The 16056-nt window shown below is 58.8% G+C and carries 16 protein-coding genes and 1 other RNA gene; 15 read left to right on the top strand and 2 right to left on the bottom strand.

Going from position 1 to position 16056, the window contains the following annotated elements; translation table 11 throughout:
* Positions 1-25 precede the first annotated feature (25 nt).
* The 8 genes from BCS37_RS09330 to leuB all read left to right on the top strand — a co-directional run bounded on the left by BCS37_RS09330 (position 26) and on the right by leuB (position 7356).
* Complete coding sequence (locus BCS37_RS09330; RefSeq protein WP_069181172.1) at positions 26-1006, top strand: diaminopimelate dehydrogenase; 981 nt, start codon at positions 26-28, stop codon at positions 1004-1006.
* 76 nt (positions 1007-1082) lie between these two features.
* Positions 1083-1709, top strand: a complete 627-nt coding sequence (locus tag BCS37_RS09325) for a class I SAM-dependent methyltransferase (protein ID WP_069181171.1) — start codon at positions 1083-1085, stop codon at positions 1707-1709.
* Positions 1710-1825: 116 nt separating this feature from the next.
* The gene (locus tag BCS37_RS09320) at positions 1826-2755 is read left to right on the top strand and encodes a hypothetical protein (protein WP_069181170.1); all 930 of its coding nucleotides are present in this window, start codon (positions 1826-1828) and stop codon (positions 2753-2755) included.
* 128 nt (positions 2756-2883) lie between these two features.
* Positions 2884-3414 (top strand): acetolactate synthase small subunit, encoded by a 531-nt coding sequence (ilvN, locus tag BCS37_RS09315; protein WP_069181169.1) that lies wholly within the window; start codon positions 2884-2886, stop codon positions 3412-3414.
* A complete protein-coding gene (gene ilvC, locus BCS37_RS09310) occupies positions 3395-4408 on the top strand; it encodes a ketol-acid reductoisomerase (protein ID WP_069181168.1) in 1014 nt (337 codons plus the stop codon). The genes ilvN and ilvC overlap by 20 nt, the downstream gene beginning before the upstream one ends.
* A gap of 119 nt (positions 4409-4527) precedes the next feature.
* Entirely contained in the window at positions 4528-5790 is a 1263-nt protein-coding gene (gene leuC / locus BCS37_RS09305) for a 3-isopropylmalate dehydratase large subunit (RefSeq protein ID WP_069181167.1), read from the top strand.
* Complete coding sequence (locus BCS37_RS09300; protein ID WP_069181166.1) at positions 5790-6293, top strand: 3-isopropylmalate dehydratase small subunit; 504 nt, start codon at positions 5790-5792, stop codon at positions 6291-6293. Before leuC ends, BCS37_RS09300 begins: the two co-directional genes overlap by 1 nt.
* A complete protein-coding gene (gene leuB / locus BCS37_RS09295; RefSeq protein ID WP_069181165.1) occupies positions 6283-7356 on the top strand; it encodes a 3-isopropylmalate dehydrogenase in 1074 nt (357 codons plus the stop codon). Before BCS37_RS09300 ends, leuB begins: the two co-directional genes overlap by 11 nt.
* Before the next feature lie 57 nt (positions 7357-7413).
* Here the strand turns inward: leuB and BCS37_RS09290 are convergent, their stop codons facing one another.
* A complete protein-coding gene (locus BCS37_RS09290; RefSeq protein ID WP_069181164.1) occupies positions 7414-8610 on the bottom strand; it encodes an MFS transporter in 1197 nt (398 codons plus the stop codon).
* Positions 8611-8836: 226 nt separating this feature from the next.
* On the opposite strand from BCS37_RS09290, the gene BCS37_RS09285 reads away from it, so the two are divergent.
* Positions 8837-9496: a 3'-5' exonuclease gene (locus BCS37_RS09285; RefSeq protein ID WP_069181163.1), complete on the top strand. Its 660-nt coding sequence runs from the start codon at positions 8837-8839 to the stop codon at positions 9494-9496.
* A gap of 89 nt (positions 9497-9585) precedes the next feature.
* Here the strand turns inward: BCS37_RS09285 and ssrA are convergent.
* Positions 9586-9937: a transfer-messenger RNA gene (ssrA, locus tag BCS37_RS09280) on the bottom strand.
* 151 nt (positions 9938-10088) lie between these two features.
* Between ssrA and lpxC the strand changes: the two genes are divergently transcribed.
* The 6 genes from lpxC to msbA all read left to right on the top strand — a co-directional run bounded on the left by lpxC (position 10089) and on the right by msbA (position 16054).
* Positions 10089-10913 (top strand): UDP-3-O-acyl-N-acetylglucosamine deacetylase, encoded by an 825-nt coding sequence (lpxC, locus tag BCS37_RS09275; protein ID WP_069181162.1) that lies wholly within the window; start codon positions 10089-10091, stop codon positions 10911-10913.
* Position 10914: 1 nt separating this feature from the next.
* Complete coding sequence (gene fabZ / locus BCS37_RS09270; RefSeq protein WP_069181161.1) at positions 10915-11355, top strand: 3-hydroxyacyl-ACP dehydratase FabZ; 441 nt, start codon at positions 10915-10917, stop codon at positions 11353-11355.
* Between the two features lie 167 nt (positions 11356-11522).
* On the top strand, positions 11523-12335 hold the full coding sequence (gene lpxA / locus BCS37_RS09265; RefSeq protein WP_069181160.1) for an acyl-ACP--UDP-N-acetylglucosamine O-acyltransferase: 813 nt from the start codon (positions 11523-11525) through the stop codon (positions 12333-12335).
* Positions 12336-12345: 10 nt separating this feature from the next.
* Positions 12346-13152, top strand: a complete 807-nt coding sequence (locus tag BCS37_RS09260) for an LpxI family protein (RefSeq protein WP_069181159.1) — start codon at positions 12346-12348, stop codon at positions 13150-13152.
* A gap of 21 nt (positions 13153-13173) precedes the next feature.
* Positions 13174-14307: a lipid-A-disaccharide synthase gene (gene lpxB, locus BCS37_RS09255; protein WP_069181158.1), complete on the top strand. Its 1134-nt coding sequence runs from the start codon at positions 13174-13176 to the stop codon at positions 14305-14307.
* Between the two features lie 22 nt (positions 14308-14329).
* Entirely contained in the window at positions 14330-16054 is a 1725-nt protein-coding gene (msbA, locus tag BCS37_RS09250; RefSeq protein WP_069181157.1) for a lipid A export permease/ATP-binding protein MsbA, read from the top strand.
* The last annotated feature ends 2 nt before the right edge of the window (positions 16055-16056 follow it).

The following is a 16056-nucleotide window of genomic DNA, read 5'->3' as shown; positions in this document are numbered from 1 at the left end:
CTGGGGGATGGCGGGAGGAGTTTTTATGATTCGTATTGGTATTCTTGGCTATGGTAATCTCGGACGCGGCGTGGAGTACGCCGTCGAGGCAAATGCAGATATGAAGCTCGTCGCCGTGTTTACGCGGCGCGATCCTGCATCGGTGCGGCCGCGCACAAATGTGCCGGTTGTTGCAGCATCGAAGGCGGCGGAGTGGAAGGACAAGGTGGATGTTCTGATTCTCTGCGGTGGTTCTGCCACCGATCTGCCGGAGCAGACGCCGGAGTTTGCCAAGCTGTTCAACGTGGTCGACAGCTTTGACACGCACGCAAAGATCCCCGCGCACTTTGCGGCGGTGGATGCGGCGGCAAAGGCTGCGGGGCACATCGGCGTGATCTCGGTCGGCTGGGATCCGGGGATGTTCTCGCTCGCACGTGTCTACAGCAACGCTGTTCTCACGAATGGTGCAGACTATACATTCTGGGGACGCGGCGTCAGCCAGGGGCACTCGGATGCGATTCGCCGCATCCCGGGTGTGAAGGATGCCAAGCAGTACACCGTGCCCGTTCCGGCAGCGCTCGATGCTGTGCGCAGCGGCGCGAATCCGCAGCTCAGTACGCGTGAGAAGCATACGCGCGAGTGCTACGTCGTACTCGAGCCGGGGGCGGATGCGGCTGCCGTGGAGAAGGCAATCGTGACGATGCCAAATTACTTCTCGGACTATGACACGACGGTGCACTTCATCAGCGAGGAGGAGCTGCAGCGTGACCACGCAGGGCTTCCCCATGCGGGGTTCGTCATCCGCTCCGGTGCGACGGGCAAGGGCGGCGAACACAAGCATGTGATCGAGTTCAGCCTGAAGCTCGATTCGAACCCCGAGTTCACGGCGTGCGTCCTCGCTGCCTATGCGCGTGCGGCATACCGTCTCGCGTCCGAGGGGATGAAGGGCTGCAAGACCGTGCTCGACATCGCCCCTGTCTATCTCTCGGCGCGGAGCGGTGAGGAGCTTCGTGCGGCTTTGTTGTAAAATCCAGTGTCTCGTGCATTTTTGCACGGGGCACTTTTGTATTGGTGCTGCGGCATTCGCAGAAAGGAGGAGCAGCATGGGCTTGCTTCGTAAATTTTTCAGCAATATGGGAAACCCTCAAGGGAAGATGGGGAAATTTGTCATCGCCATGATGAATCGCGGTCATGCGGGCATTGCGGCGTGGGGCTTTTCGCATCTCGACCTGCAAGGGAATGAGCAGGTGCTTGACTGCGGCTGCGGCGGTGGTGCGAACGTCGCCGTGTTCCTGCGGATGGTGGACGAGGGGCATGTGACGGGGCTGGACTATTCAACGGTCTCCGTAGCGAAGGCGCGTGAGGTGAATCGTGCGGCGATTGATGCGGGACGCTGTGAGATCGTGCAGGGGAATGTACTGGAGCTGCCCTTTGAGAATGAACAGTTTGACGTTGTGACGGCGTTCGAAACGGTGTATTTCTGGCCGGAGATTGCACGCTGCTTTACCGAAATTCATCGTGTGCTGAAAGCGGGCGGCGTGTTTATGATAACGAACGAAACAAGCGGAAAGACGGGCGCACATGAAAAGTGGCAGAAACTCGTTGATGGACTGTCTGTCTATACGGGTGAGGAACTTGAGGCACTGCTCACAGGCGCGGGATTTGCACGCGTGGAGATCGACGAGGATTTGGCGCATGACCGTCTGAACGTTCGGGCGTATAAGGCGTAATAATCGTTTCGACATCATAAAAGCGTCCTGTGATCGGCGGGACGCTTTTTCTGTTTCGCCGAAGAGATTTTTCTGCTATAGTAGAGAGAGCAATTTGATGAGAAAGGAGCCCTGCTATGGCGATTACACCGCCGACACCGCCGACACCCCCGACACCGCCGAAGATCACGCTCGGCGATGCGGCGCGTGACGCACAGGCAAATCAGACGCATACAACGGGTGATGCGCAGGCGGAGCAGCAGGCGCGTGACTCGGTGGCGCAGGGAAACGGCGCACTCTCCAAGACAACAACGGGTACACCGAAGGAGAAGAATGCTGCAGAACGCCCAAATGCCGGCGCGCGTACGGATGCGGCGAAGGGGGATCATGTGAGCACCTCCGCATCGAAGGTGGATCACGGGACGAAGGCCGAGGGACAGACGGGTGCGGATGTCACAAATGGTCTCGATATGGCGCAGGAGAACGCGGCGCTTCGGCAGCAGCTTGCGAATACAGAGCAGAAGCCGCCGCAGGCACCGCAGTCCTACACGGCAACGAGCGGGCTCTACTGGGCGGGGATGATTGCTGCTGCGCTTGTGCTTGGAATCGTGTTCTTCCGCAAGTTCGCGCAGAAAAAGCCCGTGGAGGCGGGGACGGAAGACACGTCGCTCGGGGAGCGCATTCTGGCGCATGACAGGGAGAATGCGGTCCCGGCGGCAGAACCACACAGGCATAAGATGTCCTACACCGCAGCGGAGGACGGCACACATGACGAGCTCCTTGCAGCGGCTGCACGTACACGGCGTGCGCGCGATACACACAGCGAGCTCCTGCCCGAGTTCACGGGGCTGACGGCGGGCGAGGCACTTGCACGGCTGACGCAGGAGGAACCGCAAGCGGCACCGCAGAAGACCGCCGCCCTGCCGCGCAGGAAGCTGCCGCAATCCCCGCCGCCAGTGCCGAAACCTGTGCCGACGACACAGCCGCTCACGCAGAAACCTCCTGCAGGATCCCCCACACAGACGAAGGAGACAGAGGAGAAGCCGCATTTCGAGGTGCGCGTCTAGGGGCGCACACGTGCGTATACATGAGGAATCGCCCAAAACATATTGACAAATACTCATGTGTGGGCGATAATGAAGGAGTTTTCCCATACAGAGCAGTCTTGCGGCGCGGCGGAGAGGAGTTTTTTCATATGAAACATGTGCTGTCCGTCTTTGTGGAGAACCAGACGGGGGTTCTGGTGCGCGTCGTGAGTATGTTTTCGCGGCGCGAGTTCAACATCGACAGCCTGTCTGTCGGCGTGACGGAGTCGCCGGATTTCTCACGCATCACGGTTGTGATGCAGGGAGATGGAAATCTCGTCGAGCAAATGATCAAGCAGCTGGAAAAGATGCCCGTCGTGCGGGCGGTTCAGCGGTTGGATGAAAAGAACGCGGCATGCCGCGGCATGACATTCATCAAGGTGCGGGCGGACGACGACAATCGCCTGGACGTGCTGAAGATGGGGGAACTGTTCCGTGCGCACGTCGTCGATGTGGAGTCCGCCTCGATCATTTTTGAGATCACGGGCAGCGATGACAAGGTGACGGCGTTCCTCAAGGTAATCAAACCCTATGGGATCGTCGAGGTTATCCGCACGGGGCTCATTGCGCTCGAGCGAGGGGAACACACAATTTATGAGCATTGTGAGGAGCGGGAGTACTATGGCAAAAACTTACTATGATCAGGATGTCAACTGGAGTGCGATTGAGGGCAAGACGGTTGCCATCATCGGCTACGGCAGTCAGGGGCATGCACATGCGCTGAACCTCAAGGAAAGCGGCGTGAATGTCGTTGTCGGTCTCTATGCCGGCTCGAAGTCCAAGGAAAAGGCAGAGGCGCACGGGCTGAAGGTCGCGACGGTTGCCGAGGCGGTCAAGCAGGCAGACATCACGATGGTGCTCATTCCCGATGAGAAGCAGGCGGATGTCTATAAGGAAGAGATCGGTCCGAACCTGAAGAAGGGCAGTGCACTCGCATTCGCACACGGCTTCAACATTCACTTCAAGCAGATCGTCCCGCCCGAGGGTGTCGATGTGTTCATGGTTGCGCCGAAGGGTCCCGGTCACCTCGTCCGCCGTACGTTCACGGAGGGCTCGGGCGTTCCGGCCGTTTTTGCCGTCGAGAAGGATGAGACGGGCAAGTGCTTTGAGATCGCGCTCGCCTATGCGCGCGGCGTTGGTTCGACGCGCTCCGGCGTGCTCCAGACGACGTTCCGCGACGAGACGGAGGAGGATCTCTTCGGTGAGCAGTGCGTGCTCATGGGCGGTGTCTGCCAGCTCATGCAGACGGGCTTCGAGGTGCTCGTCGAGGCCGGTTATCCGCCTGAGATGGCGTACTTCGAGTGCTTCCATGAGATGAAGCTCATCGTCGATCTCTGCTACGAGGGCGGCATGACGAAGATGCGCCAGTCCTGTTCCGACACGGCGGAGTACGGTGACTACATGATCGGACCGCGCATCATCACGGAGGAGACGAAGAAAGAGATGAAGAAGGTTCTCAAAGAGATCCAGGACGGCACCTTCGCCCGCAACTGGCTGCTCGAGAACCGTGCCGCCGGCCGTGCGAACTTCCTCGCACAGCGCCGTCTCCACAAGGAGCATCAGATCGAGCAGGTTGGCGCACAGCTGCGCAATATGATGCCGTGGCTGCGTGACAAGAAAGAACTCGAATTCTAAGAAATCGCTGATTCTCTATTCTATATGAAAAAGAAGTCTTTCCACGCGGAGAGACTTCTTTTTTCAAAGACTTCGGAGATGGGAAAGCCTGCCATCTCGGAGGATTTTAGGAGGGCAATATGGGCATGAATATGAGCGAGAAGATTCTCGCACGCCATGCGGGGCTGGATCATGTTGAGGCGGGGCAGCTCGTCACCTGCAGGCTCGACATGGTGCTCGCAAACGATGTGACGGGGCCCCCGTCGATCAAGGAGTTTGAAAAGACGGGCCGCCCCGTCTTCGACCGGACGAAGATCGCGCTGATCCCCGACCATTTCCAGCCGGCAAAGGACATCAAGTCCTCGGAGCTGGCGAAGATCATGCGTGACTTTGCACGCAAACATGACATCCTGCACTACTATGAACAGGGGCGTGTCGGCATCGAACACGTTATTCTCCCCGAGAAGGGCATTGTCGGCCCCGGCATGCTGACGATCGGCGCGGACTCGCACACCTGCACCTACGGCGCGGTGAACGGCTTCTCGACGGGTGTCGGCACGACTGATCTGGCGGTCGGCATGGCGACGGGTGAGGCGTGGTTCAAGGTGCCTGAGGCGATCAATGTGCATTTGACGGGAAAGAAGCCTGCCGACATCAGCGGCAAGGATGTGATCCTCACGCTGATCGGCATGATCGGCGTGGACGGCGCGCTCTATCAGAGCCTTGAGTTCACGGGCGAGGGCGTGGCGGATCTCACGATGACCGACCGTTTGACGATTGCCAATATGGCAATCGAGGCGGGCGCGAAGAACGGCATTTTCCCGTACGATGATGTGTGCAAGGAATACGTCGAGGGGCGCATGACGGGCGTGTTTGAGCCCGTGAACCCGGACCCCGACGCGCAGTACGCACGCACGGTGGAGATCAACCTCAGCGAGCTGCGCCCCGTTGTCTCGTTCCCGCATCTGCCGGAGAACACGAAACGCGTCATGGATATCGCAGAGCCGATTGTGATTGATCAGGTGGTGATCGGCTCGTGTACGAACGGACGGCTCGAGGACATGGAGATCGCGGCGAAGATCCTCAAGGGGCATACGGTGCATGAGCGCGTGCGCTGCATTGTCATTCCCGGTTCGCCGTGGGTCTATCAGGAGTCGATGCGGCGCGGCTACCTCGAGATCTTCATGGAGGCGGGTGCGGCGATCTCCACACCGACCTGCGGGCCGTGTCTCGGCGGCTACATGGGCATTCTCGCGGCTGGTGAGCGCTGCGTTTCGACGACGAACCGCAATTTCCGCGGACGCATGGGACACGTCGACAGCGAGGTCTATCTCGCAGGTCCGCACGTTGCGGCGGCGAGTGCGATACTGGGGCGGATTGCAGCCCCTGAGGAGGTGGCATGATGTTCGAGGGAAAGGTCTGGCGCTACGGCGACAACATCGACACGGACGTTATCATTCCCGCGCGTTATCTCAACACGTTCGAACCGAAAGCGCTCGCGGCGCACTGCATGGAGGACATCGACACGACGTTCGCCGGGAACGTGGCAGAGGGCGACATCATGGTCGGCGGACGCAATTTCGGCTGCGGCTCTTCGCGTGAGCACGCACCGATTGCGATTGCGGCGTCGGGCGTGCCTGTCGTGATCGCGGCGAGCTTTGCGCGCATCTTCTACCGCAACGGCATCAATATCGGTCTGCCGCTCCTTGAGATCGGCGACGCGGTGGAGAAGATCAGTGCGGGCGACCGTCTGCGCGTGGACACGGCGACGGGTGCGATCGAAAATCTGACGACGGGCGACACGTTCCACGCGCATCCCCTGCCGGGATTCGTGCAGGACATCGCGCGTGCGGGCGGTCTGCTGAACTATATTCGTGAGAATGGGGGCTTCCGTCATGGCGTATAAGATTGCAGTCGTCCCCGGCGACGGCATTGGGCAGGAGATCACAACGGAAGCCGTGCGCGTGCTGCAGGCGGTCGATGCGAAATTCTCACTCGGGCTGACGTACGAGACGCGCGACGCGGGCGGTACGGCATACGATAAATTCGGCACGCCGCTGCCTGAGGACACACTCGCGGTCTGCAAGGCATCGGACGGCGTACTCTTCGGTGCGGTCGGCGGGACGAAGTGGGACAGTGTGGAGCCTGCCCTGCGCCCCGAGCGTGCGATTCTGGGACTGCGCAAGGGGCTTGGCCTCTATGCAAATCTGCGCCCCGTGAAGGTCGCGGATGCACTTATCGAGCACTCGCCGCTGAAGCCGGAACTCGTACGCGGTGTCGATCTCGTCATCGTGCGCGAGCTGATCGGCGGCATCTACTTCGGAGAGAAATGCGAGTCCGAGCAGGTGGATGGTGCAGAGCGTGCGTGGGACATGGAGAACTACTCCGTGCCCGAGGTGGAGCGCATCGCACGTCTCGCGTTCGAGACGGCACGTCTGCGCCGCGGCAAGGTCACGTCCGTGGACAAGGCGAACGTGCTCGCGACCTCGCGGCTCTGGCGACGCACGGTGACGACACTTGCACCGGAGTACGGCGATGTCGTCCTCGACCATCTCTATGTGGACAACTGCGCCATGCAGCTTGCCGTGCGTCCGACGCAGTTCGATGTGATCGTGACGGGCAACCTCTTCGGCGATATCCTCTCGGATGAGGCGGCGGTGATCGGCGGCTCGATTGGCCTGATGCCGTCTGCATCCATCGGTACGGGAACGAGCCTCTTTGAGCCGATCCACGGCAGTGCGCCTGACATCGCAGGGCAGGGCATCGCAAACCCGCTCGGGACGATTCTCTCGGCGGCGATGCTCCTGCGCTACGCTCTGCGCGAAGAAGCTGCGGCGGACGCTGTCGAGGCTGCGGTGGATGCGGCACTTGCGGACGGCAAGCGCACGGCTGACATCTACATCGAGGGAAGCGGCTGTACGAAGGTCGGCACAACCGAAATGACCGATGCCGTGCTTGCCCATTTGTAAAGTATGCATATGAAAAGGGAATGCCCGCGCGGGCATTCCCTTTTCGTATGCATAAAATTACTCCGTCGCTGCGTGCCTTTTCATGATATATCTCCACCGGACAAACAGTGCGAGCAGGAGGAGGATCGCGCCTGCCGTCGGGAAAAGATAGTGCATGCCGAGGTAGGTTGCGACGATGCCGCCGAGGAGCGGTCCCGTTGCGCCGCCAATTTGCTGTGCGGAAAAGAGAAGCCCAAAGACGCTTCCTTTGAGCTGCGGGGGGGTATGCTGGGCAATGATTGCGTTCAGCGAGGGCTGAATCCCTGCGATAAAGAGCCCAACGCCGAACTGCATGACGGCGAACGGCATGAGCGTATCGGGAATGCCCTGCAGGGTGAACATGATTCCTCCGAACAGCATGGCGAGGAACATGGAGTTGAAGTAGGTGCGCCGCGTGCCGTAGATGCCCCAGAGCGGTGCGGCAATTGCCCCCGCGATCCCGCTGAGAGAGAATACCGCACCTGCGACAAAGACGATGTTGTCCATGGAGCCCGCAAGTGCCTTGATGTAGGTCGTGATGACGGGCATGAGGATATAGAGCACCATTTGTGCGAGCGTGCTCACAATCATCATCGTGCGCAGGATCGGGATGTGCCAGAGGTGCGTCGGATTTTTTTCCTCTGCCGTAAGCGGCACGGTATTTTTCGGCATCGGCGGTTCTTTGATGATAAACGTAAAGGCAAGAAAGTTGATGAAGAGCGCCAGACCGCCGATGTAGAAACTCGCACGCATGCCGAACGCCTCCGCGAGCACGCCGCCGAGCAGAGGCCCTACAACTCCGCCTGCCGTGAGAGTGCCCTGCATGATGCCGAGCGAGAAACCGAGCCGTTCGCGCGGCGCATAGAGCGTCATGATGGCGAGATCCATCGGCCATAGCCCCGAGGCAAAACCCTGAAAGACGCGTACGACGATGAGCTGTTCGGGCGAGGTGACAATACCGCCGAGCAGATAGCTGATCGAGATGAGAAGACTCGCGCGCATCGCCATGAGACGCTTTCCTTTGCGGTCAGCAATGCGCCCCCAGATCGGCGCCATCACCGCCGAGATGAGGAAGGTCACGGAGAACGCCAGCCCCGCCCAGAGATTGACTGCGGCATCGTCCACGCCGAGTTCGATGGTCAGATACATCGGCAGGAATGGAATGATCATCGTATAGCTTGCCGACATGAAGAGTACGTTGCACGTGAGCAGGGCGAGAACCAGTTTCCAAGTCATGGCAGCACCTCTTTCCATCAGCAAATCTTACCTGTATTCTACCACGTTTTTTAGAAAATGAAACAAAAACCCCGGGACGAAATACCTAGACATTGATTTTCTGAAAACTTTATGCTATGATATTTTTAACAGAAAACGCGCGCCCATATGGCGGCGTCATAGAATACCGCAACACCGTCTGCCGTGCGTCATTTGCGGCAGATTTTTTCGAAAGTAAGGATTGCTCATGAAACACATCGTTGTAGACTTGGAGATGAACCCTGTCGCGAAGGAACACAGGGAAATCCGCAGAAAACTCAACGGGGAGATCATCGAGATCGGCGCCGTTCGACTCAACGAGAACTTTGAACAGGAGGATGAGTTCCAGTGCTACGTCTGCCCTGAGTACGGGATGGTGAAGAAGCACATCACCGAGCTCACGGGCATCACCCAGGAGAAGGTTGCGGGACATCCCGTATTTGCCGAGCGCTTTCATTCATTCGTCAACTGGATCGGCGAATCAGAGACGAAGATCTACTCGTGGAGCATGTCCGATATCAAGCAGCTGCGCAAGGAATGCCGGCTGAAGCTGCCCGACTTCGATGTGAACTGGCTCGATACGCGCTGGGTCGACCTGCAGCAGGCATTCGATGATCGCTTGGGGCTGCACAACAGCCTTGCCTTGAAGCACGCGCTCGGTGCGATGGGACGCAGATTCGAGGGGAGTCAGCACTCCGCACTCGCCGACGCGCTCAACACGAGCGCAGTTCTCACACTCATGCAGGATGACGCACGGTTTCGCGAGACCATGCGTCCCGTCCTCGAAATCCTCGAACCGAGCGAGGGTCTCTCCGACTCCATCGGCGAACTCTTCCCCGATCTGGAGAAGTTGAAGAATAATCTGTAATGAGCAGAGCGCCCGCGAAGAAATTCGGTGGTGCTCTTTTTGTATGCACAACAAAAAGCCGCCCGTATGGGCGGCTTTACAAATCGAGTTGGTGGAGATGAGGAGAATCGAACTCCTGTCCGAAGATAATGCTACATGGATTTCTCCGAGCGCAGTCTGTGCTCTGCTTTAAGTATGCCGCCGCCCGCAGACAGGCTGCGACGTACCGATCACGACAGAGTTCCCGTGCGAGTTATCGTGCGATGGCTCGCAGGTATCCCGCGTCTTTCCCCTTTATCCATCCGTGCGGGAGGCAGACGGAAAGGGGCTGGCTTAAGCCGCCAGAGCGTAGTCTTCGTTTGCTTTTATGTTTAAATAAAAGGTTCACCTTACTAACGGGTTGATGACCCCCCGGCTCGCTGTCCACATACCATCCATCCCCGTCGAGACCATTACATCCCCGATAATGGAAGCATGTGTGCTTATCTGATATAATAGCAGATGCTGTGCGCCGTGTCAAATCACGTTTCCTTTGTTTTTTCTTGCAAGATGGAAAAAATTTTAGTATCATGTAAAAGAATTCGAATATGTCAGAGTCCGAGGAGGATATGACTTGCAAAGAGAGAGAACGCTGGCATCGCGTGTGATCTACGACGGCATTGGGCTGCACGCGGGGAAGCCGGTACATATGGAACTCGCCCCGGCGGCACCGGGGACGGGGATCGTATTTGCGCGTTCCGATATGCCCGCCGAAAAGCCCGTTGCCGCAACGGCGGCAAATGTGACGGCAACGCTCCGTGCGACGACGATCGGTGCGGGCACGCTGAAATTCTTCACGATCGAGCATCTGATGAGTGCGCTCCATGTGCATGGGATTGACAACTGCCTCGTGACGCTCGATGCGGAGGAACCGCCCGTAGTGGACGGCAGTGCACGTACGTTCTTCCGCCTGATTGCGCAGGCGGGAACGGCAGAGCAGGATGCGGAGCGGCATGAGACGGTGATTGACCGTGTCTACCGTGTGGACAACGGCAGTCACTTTGTCATGGCAATCCCCTATGACGGACTGCGTGTCTCGTTCACCTCACTGAACGATCATCCGCTGATCGGCGTGCAGTATTACGATATCGAGGTCACACCCGAGACATATGAAAAGGAGATTGCGCCCGCACGGACGATCGCCTACGAGAAGGAAATCGCGGCGCTGCAGGCAAACGGTCTCGGTCTCGGCGGCTCACTTGAAACGGTGATTGTCTATAACGATGAAGGGTGGATGAATCCGCTCAACTTCCCGAATGAGCTCGTACGGCACAAGATTCTCGATGTGCTCGGGGATCTGCGGCTCGCGGGGATCATTCGCGGCCATATCATTGCGGTTGCGTCGGGGCACGCGCTCAACACGGCACTCGCAAAACGGATTGCAGAGGAGAGGGACTAGCATGACTTTGGACATCAATGAGATTCAGCAGATTCTGCCGCATCGCCCGCCGATGCTGCTTGTTGATCGGATTATAGATCTGGTGCCGTTCAAATCGGCGACAGGCATCAAGTGCGTGACGATGAACGAGCCGTTCTTCCTCGGACATTTCCCGGGGCATCCGATCATGCCCGGCGTCCTGCTCCTCGAGGGCATGGCACAGGTGGGCGGCGTGACAATGCTCTACCCCGAGGAGCACCGCGGCAAACTTGCGCTCTTTGGCGGAATGGAGAACGTGAAGTTCAAGCGTCCCGTTGTACCCGGTGATGTCGTTGTGACAAAGGCGGAGCTCGTGCGCGTGCGCAGCGTGTTCGGCGTGCTGCACGCGGATGCGTATGTCGAAGATGAACTCGTCGCTTCGGCGGATTTTAAATTCGCACTGAAAGACGGAAACGATCTCTAAATATAGTGAAAAATGTAGGAAAACCGGACATAATCCACCGAAAAAGAGGATTATTCGGCGATAACGGCTGATTTTCAGAGGTGAAAGAAAAGCGTTCCTGCCGGATATTAACAGAGAGTGGAATATGTCTGCCCCAAATTCGTTTGGGGCTGAAGGAGTTGAAATAGATGACAGGCAGCAGCAAGGTACTTGCCTACATCCATGAGACGGCGGTGGTTGCGCCGACGGCGCGCATCGCGAAGAACGTGGAGATCGGCCCCTATGCGGTCATCTCGGATCATGTCCAGATCGGCGAGGGGACGAAGATTGGTCCGCACGTCGTGATCAAGGAGTGGACGCAGATCGGCCGCGACTGCCATATCTTCCAAGGCGCGTCGATCGGCGAGGTGCCGCAGGATCTGAAGTTCAAGGGCGAGAAGAGCTATACGTTCATCGGCGACCGTACGACGATCCGCGAGTGCGCGACGGTGCACCGCGCGACGGGCGAGGGCGAGGAGACACGCATCGGCGACGACTGTCTGCTGATGGCGTATACGCATATCGCACACAACTGTGTGCTTGGCAACCGCATCATCATGAGCAATGCAGCGATGCTCGCGGGGCACGCGATCGTTGAGGACGGCGTCGTGATCGGCGGCATGGCGGGTGTACACCAGTTTGTCAAGATCGGCCGCAATGCGATGATCGGCGGAACATCGAAGCTCGTGCAGGATGTTGTGCCGTTTACAATGGTGGACGGACATCCAGCGCGTGCCGTGGGGCTGAACAGCGTCGGCATCTCGCGTGCAGGCATTCCGATTGACGTGCGCCGCCGCATCAAACAGGCATACAAGATTCTCTATCGTTCGGGGCTGAATCTCACACAGGCGATTGCAGTCATCGAGCAGGAGGTGGACTCCTGCGAGGAGGTCGATCATCTCCTGCGCTTCCTCCGCAATGCGGAGCGTGGAATCTGCCGCGAACGTCATGAGGATGAGTGAGGGATAAAGCATGGAAAAACTGGGTCTGCTCGCGGGTGTTGGGCATCTGCCCGCCGCATGTGCACGCGCAGCACGTGCGCTCGGTTACGAGGTGCACGCGATTGCCCTGCTGCCGGACTGCGATCCGGAGCTGAAGGATGCGGCGTCGGTCTACCGTGAGATCAGCATCGGCTCGATTGGTGCGATTCTTGCCTATCTTCAGCAGGAGGGCATCGGCAAGGTCACGATGATCGGCAAGGTGACGAAGGAGCTGCTCTTTACGGGGGCAATTCAGCCCGATGAGATGCTGCGCAGTATGCTCATGCAGCTGCCGAACCAGAACGACGATACGATTATGATGATGTTCGTCGGTGCTCTCATGAAGGTCGGCGTGACACCGCTCGACCAGACGGCACTCATCAAGCCGCTGATGCCGTCGGCGGGCGTGCTGACAAGTCGTGCCCCGAGCGATGCCGAGCGTGCGGATATGGAGTATGGTCTGCAGATGGCGCGCGAGATCGGACGGCTCGATGTGGGACAGACCGCCGTGGTGAAGAACCGCGCGGTGATGGCACTCGAGGCGATCGAGGGGACGGATGCGTGCATTCGCCGCGGCGGTCAGCTCGCGGGCGGCGGTGCGGTCGTCGCAAAGGCGGCAAAGCCACAGCAGGACAGTCGTTTCGATGTGCCGGCGGTCGGACTGGATACGATCGAGTCGCTCGTCGCGGCAAAGGCATCTGCACTCGTCATCGAGGCGGACAAGACGCTTTTCATCGACAGGGAGCGTGCGGTGGCACTCGCTGAGGCAAACGGCATCACGATTGCGGCGATGCAATGAATATAAGGAGGTCTTGCCCACTTGAAAATCATGCTTTCGGCGGGGGAGACCTCGGGCGACCTTCACGGGGCAGCGCTTGCGCGTGAACTGCGTGTGCTCGACCCCTCTGTTTCGCTGATCGGTTTCGGCGGCGCAGAGATGGAGGCGGCGGGTGTCGTCCTCCGTCAGAACTATGTGAACTACAACATCATGGGGATCTCGGCAGTTCTCATGAACCTTAGGCGGATCTTTGCCCTCCTTGACGATCTTACACGGCTCATGGAGGAGGAGCGTCCGGATGTGCTCGTCATCATCGACTATCCGGATTTTAATTGGCGGCTCGCAGCGCGGGCGAAAGAGCGGGGGATCCCCGTTTTTTCTTATATTCCGCCCTCTGCATGGGCGTGGCGCAAGGGACGCGCAAAGTCCTGCGCCGCGCTCGCGGATGAGATCGTTGCGATCTTCCCGCACGAACTTCCGCCCTATGAGAACGTGGGAGCGAACATCTCCTTTGTCGGCAATCCACTCGTCGATACGGTACATGCGGAGATGGGGGCGGAGGAGGTACGAAGCCACTTTGGCATTCGTACGGAGGATGTACCAATCCTTCTGATGCCCGGCAGCCGCCGCGAGGAGATCGAGCGGCTGCTCCCGCCCATGCTTGGTGCGGCAGAGATCTTGGCAGCGTGCGACTCTGCGCGACGATTTTTCCTGCCCGTGGCGGGCGGCGTGGATGTCGCGCAGATCAAGAAACATCTTGAGAACTCCTCTGTGGAGGTCACGCTCACGCACGATGCACGCTATGCACTCATGGGCATTGCACGCGCGGCAATCGCAGCATCGGGGACGGTCATCATGGAGGCGGCAATCATGGGGCTGCCTGCCGTTGTTCTCTACCGTATGTCCGCGCTCTCCTACCTTGTCGGGCGGCTGCTTGTCGACGTACCGCGCTTTTCTCTGCCGAACATCCTTGTCGGAGAGACGTTTGAGACGGAGCTGCTGCAGGATGCCGTGCAGCCCGCACGCATTGCCGAGGCCATGGAGCGGATCATCGCAGACGGCACGGAGCGTGACTACGTGACGGAACACCTTGCGCGTGCCGTCGCACTCCTCGGAGAGCCGCACGCCGCCCGCCGCGTCGCAGAGAAGATTCTCGCGCTGGGGAAGCACGCATAATACATTTTCCACTAGGAGAACTATGAAAAATTATACGAGACTGCTCGCCTATATGCGGCCGTACGTGAACAAGTTTGCTCTTGCGATCGTGTGCATCATTCTCGCCTCAGGGGCGAACCTCTATGTCCCGTGGATCATCAAGGACATGATCGACGACGTGCTTGCCGATAAGAATATGGCGCTTCTGAACGCCATCTGCATCGGCATCGTCGTCATCTTTTTCCTGCGCGGGATTTTTTACTTTGGGCAGTCCTATCTCGTCTCCTACATCGGGCAGAAGGTCATCATCGACGTGCGCGAGGTCATGTTCCGAAAGTTCCAGCGGATGCCGCTCGCATACTATGATCGTCACCAGACGGGTGAGATCATGAGCTTCGTCACAAACGACGTTGCCGCGATCCAGTCCGCGCTCGTGGACAACCTTATCGATCTCGTAACGGAGGGATGTATCCTCATCGGCTCGCTCGTCCTCATGTTCTACCTCGATTGGAAACTCTCTCTCCTGACGCTCGTCGTCATTCCGATGGTCGGACAGGCGATGAAGATCTTCGGGCGCAAGATCAAGAAGTCGAGCAATGTCATTCAGGAGCGTCTTGCCGAGATTACGGCGCTCCTGCAGGAGAGCTTTTCCGCAACGCGGGTCGTGAAATCCTTTGTGCGCGAGGACTATGAGATCGACCGTTTCGTCCGCAGCAATCAGCGCAATTTCGACGCCGTGATGAAGAATGTGCAGCAGACGAGCATGCTCACGCCGACGGTCGAATTCCTTGCGGCGATCGCCGTCACGTTCATTGTCTGGTTCGGCGGCTATGAGGTTGTCAACGGCGACATCACGGCGGGTGCGTTCGTCGCGTTCCTCACGTACGCTGTAAACCTCGCAAATCCCGTCAAGCGGCTCTCGCGCATCTACGGAAACCTGCAAAAGGCGATGGCGGCGGTCGACCGTGTATTCAGCGTGGTCGATCTTGAGGAGAGCATTACGGACAAAGCGGACGCACAGGTACTTCCGCCCGTAGAAGGGCGCGTGCGGTTCGAGAATGTGACGTTCTCCTATAAGGAGGGGCGGCGTGCGCTCGATGGCATCTCGCTCGAGGCGGCACCGGGCGAGATGATTGCCTTTGTCGGCCCCTCGGGTGCGGGAAAATCCACGATCGCAAACCTCATTCCGCGTTTCTATGAGGTGGACAGCGGTACGATCACCGTTGACGGACATGACATCCGCGACGTGACGCTTGCATCTCTGCGCGGGCAGATTGGCCTTGTGCCGCAGGAGACGATGCTGTTCTCCACGACCATCCGCGAGAATATCCGCTATGGGCGACTCGATGCGACGGATGCGGAGATCGAAGAGGCGGCGCGTGCGGCGAACGCACATAACTTCATCATGGAGCTCGAGCACGGCTATGATACGCAGATCGGTGAGCGCGGCGTCAGCATCTCGGGCGGGCAGCGGCAGCGCATTGCGATTGCGCGTGCGATCCTCAAAGATCCGCGCATTCTCATCCTTGACGAGGCGACCTCTGCGCTCGATACGGAGAGTGAGAAGATCGTGCAGGCGGCGCTCGACAATCTCATGGTCGGACGCACGAGCTTTGTCATTGCACATCGTCTCTCGACGGTATTTAACGCTGACCGCATCTACGTGATCGACGGCGGCCGCATCGTGGAGCAGGGGGCGCACGAGGAGCTCCTGGCAAAGGGCGGGCTCTATCAGCATCTCTATGACATTCAGTTTCGGGGAGAGTGATT

It is taken from the genome of Selenomonas sp. oral taxon 920, assembly GCF_001717585.1.
GTDB lineage: Bacteria > Bacillota > Negativicutes > Selenomonadales > Selenomonadaceae > Centipeda.
Note: the sequence above shows the minus strand (reverse complement) of the source record. Positions and strands in the feature narration are given on the sequence as shown.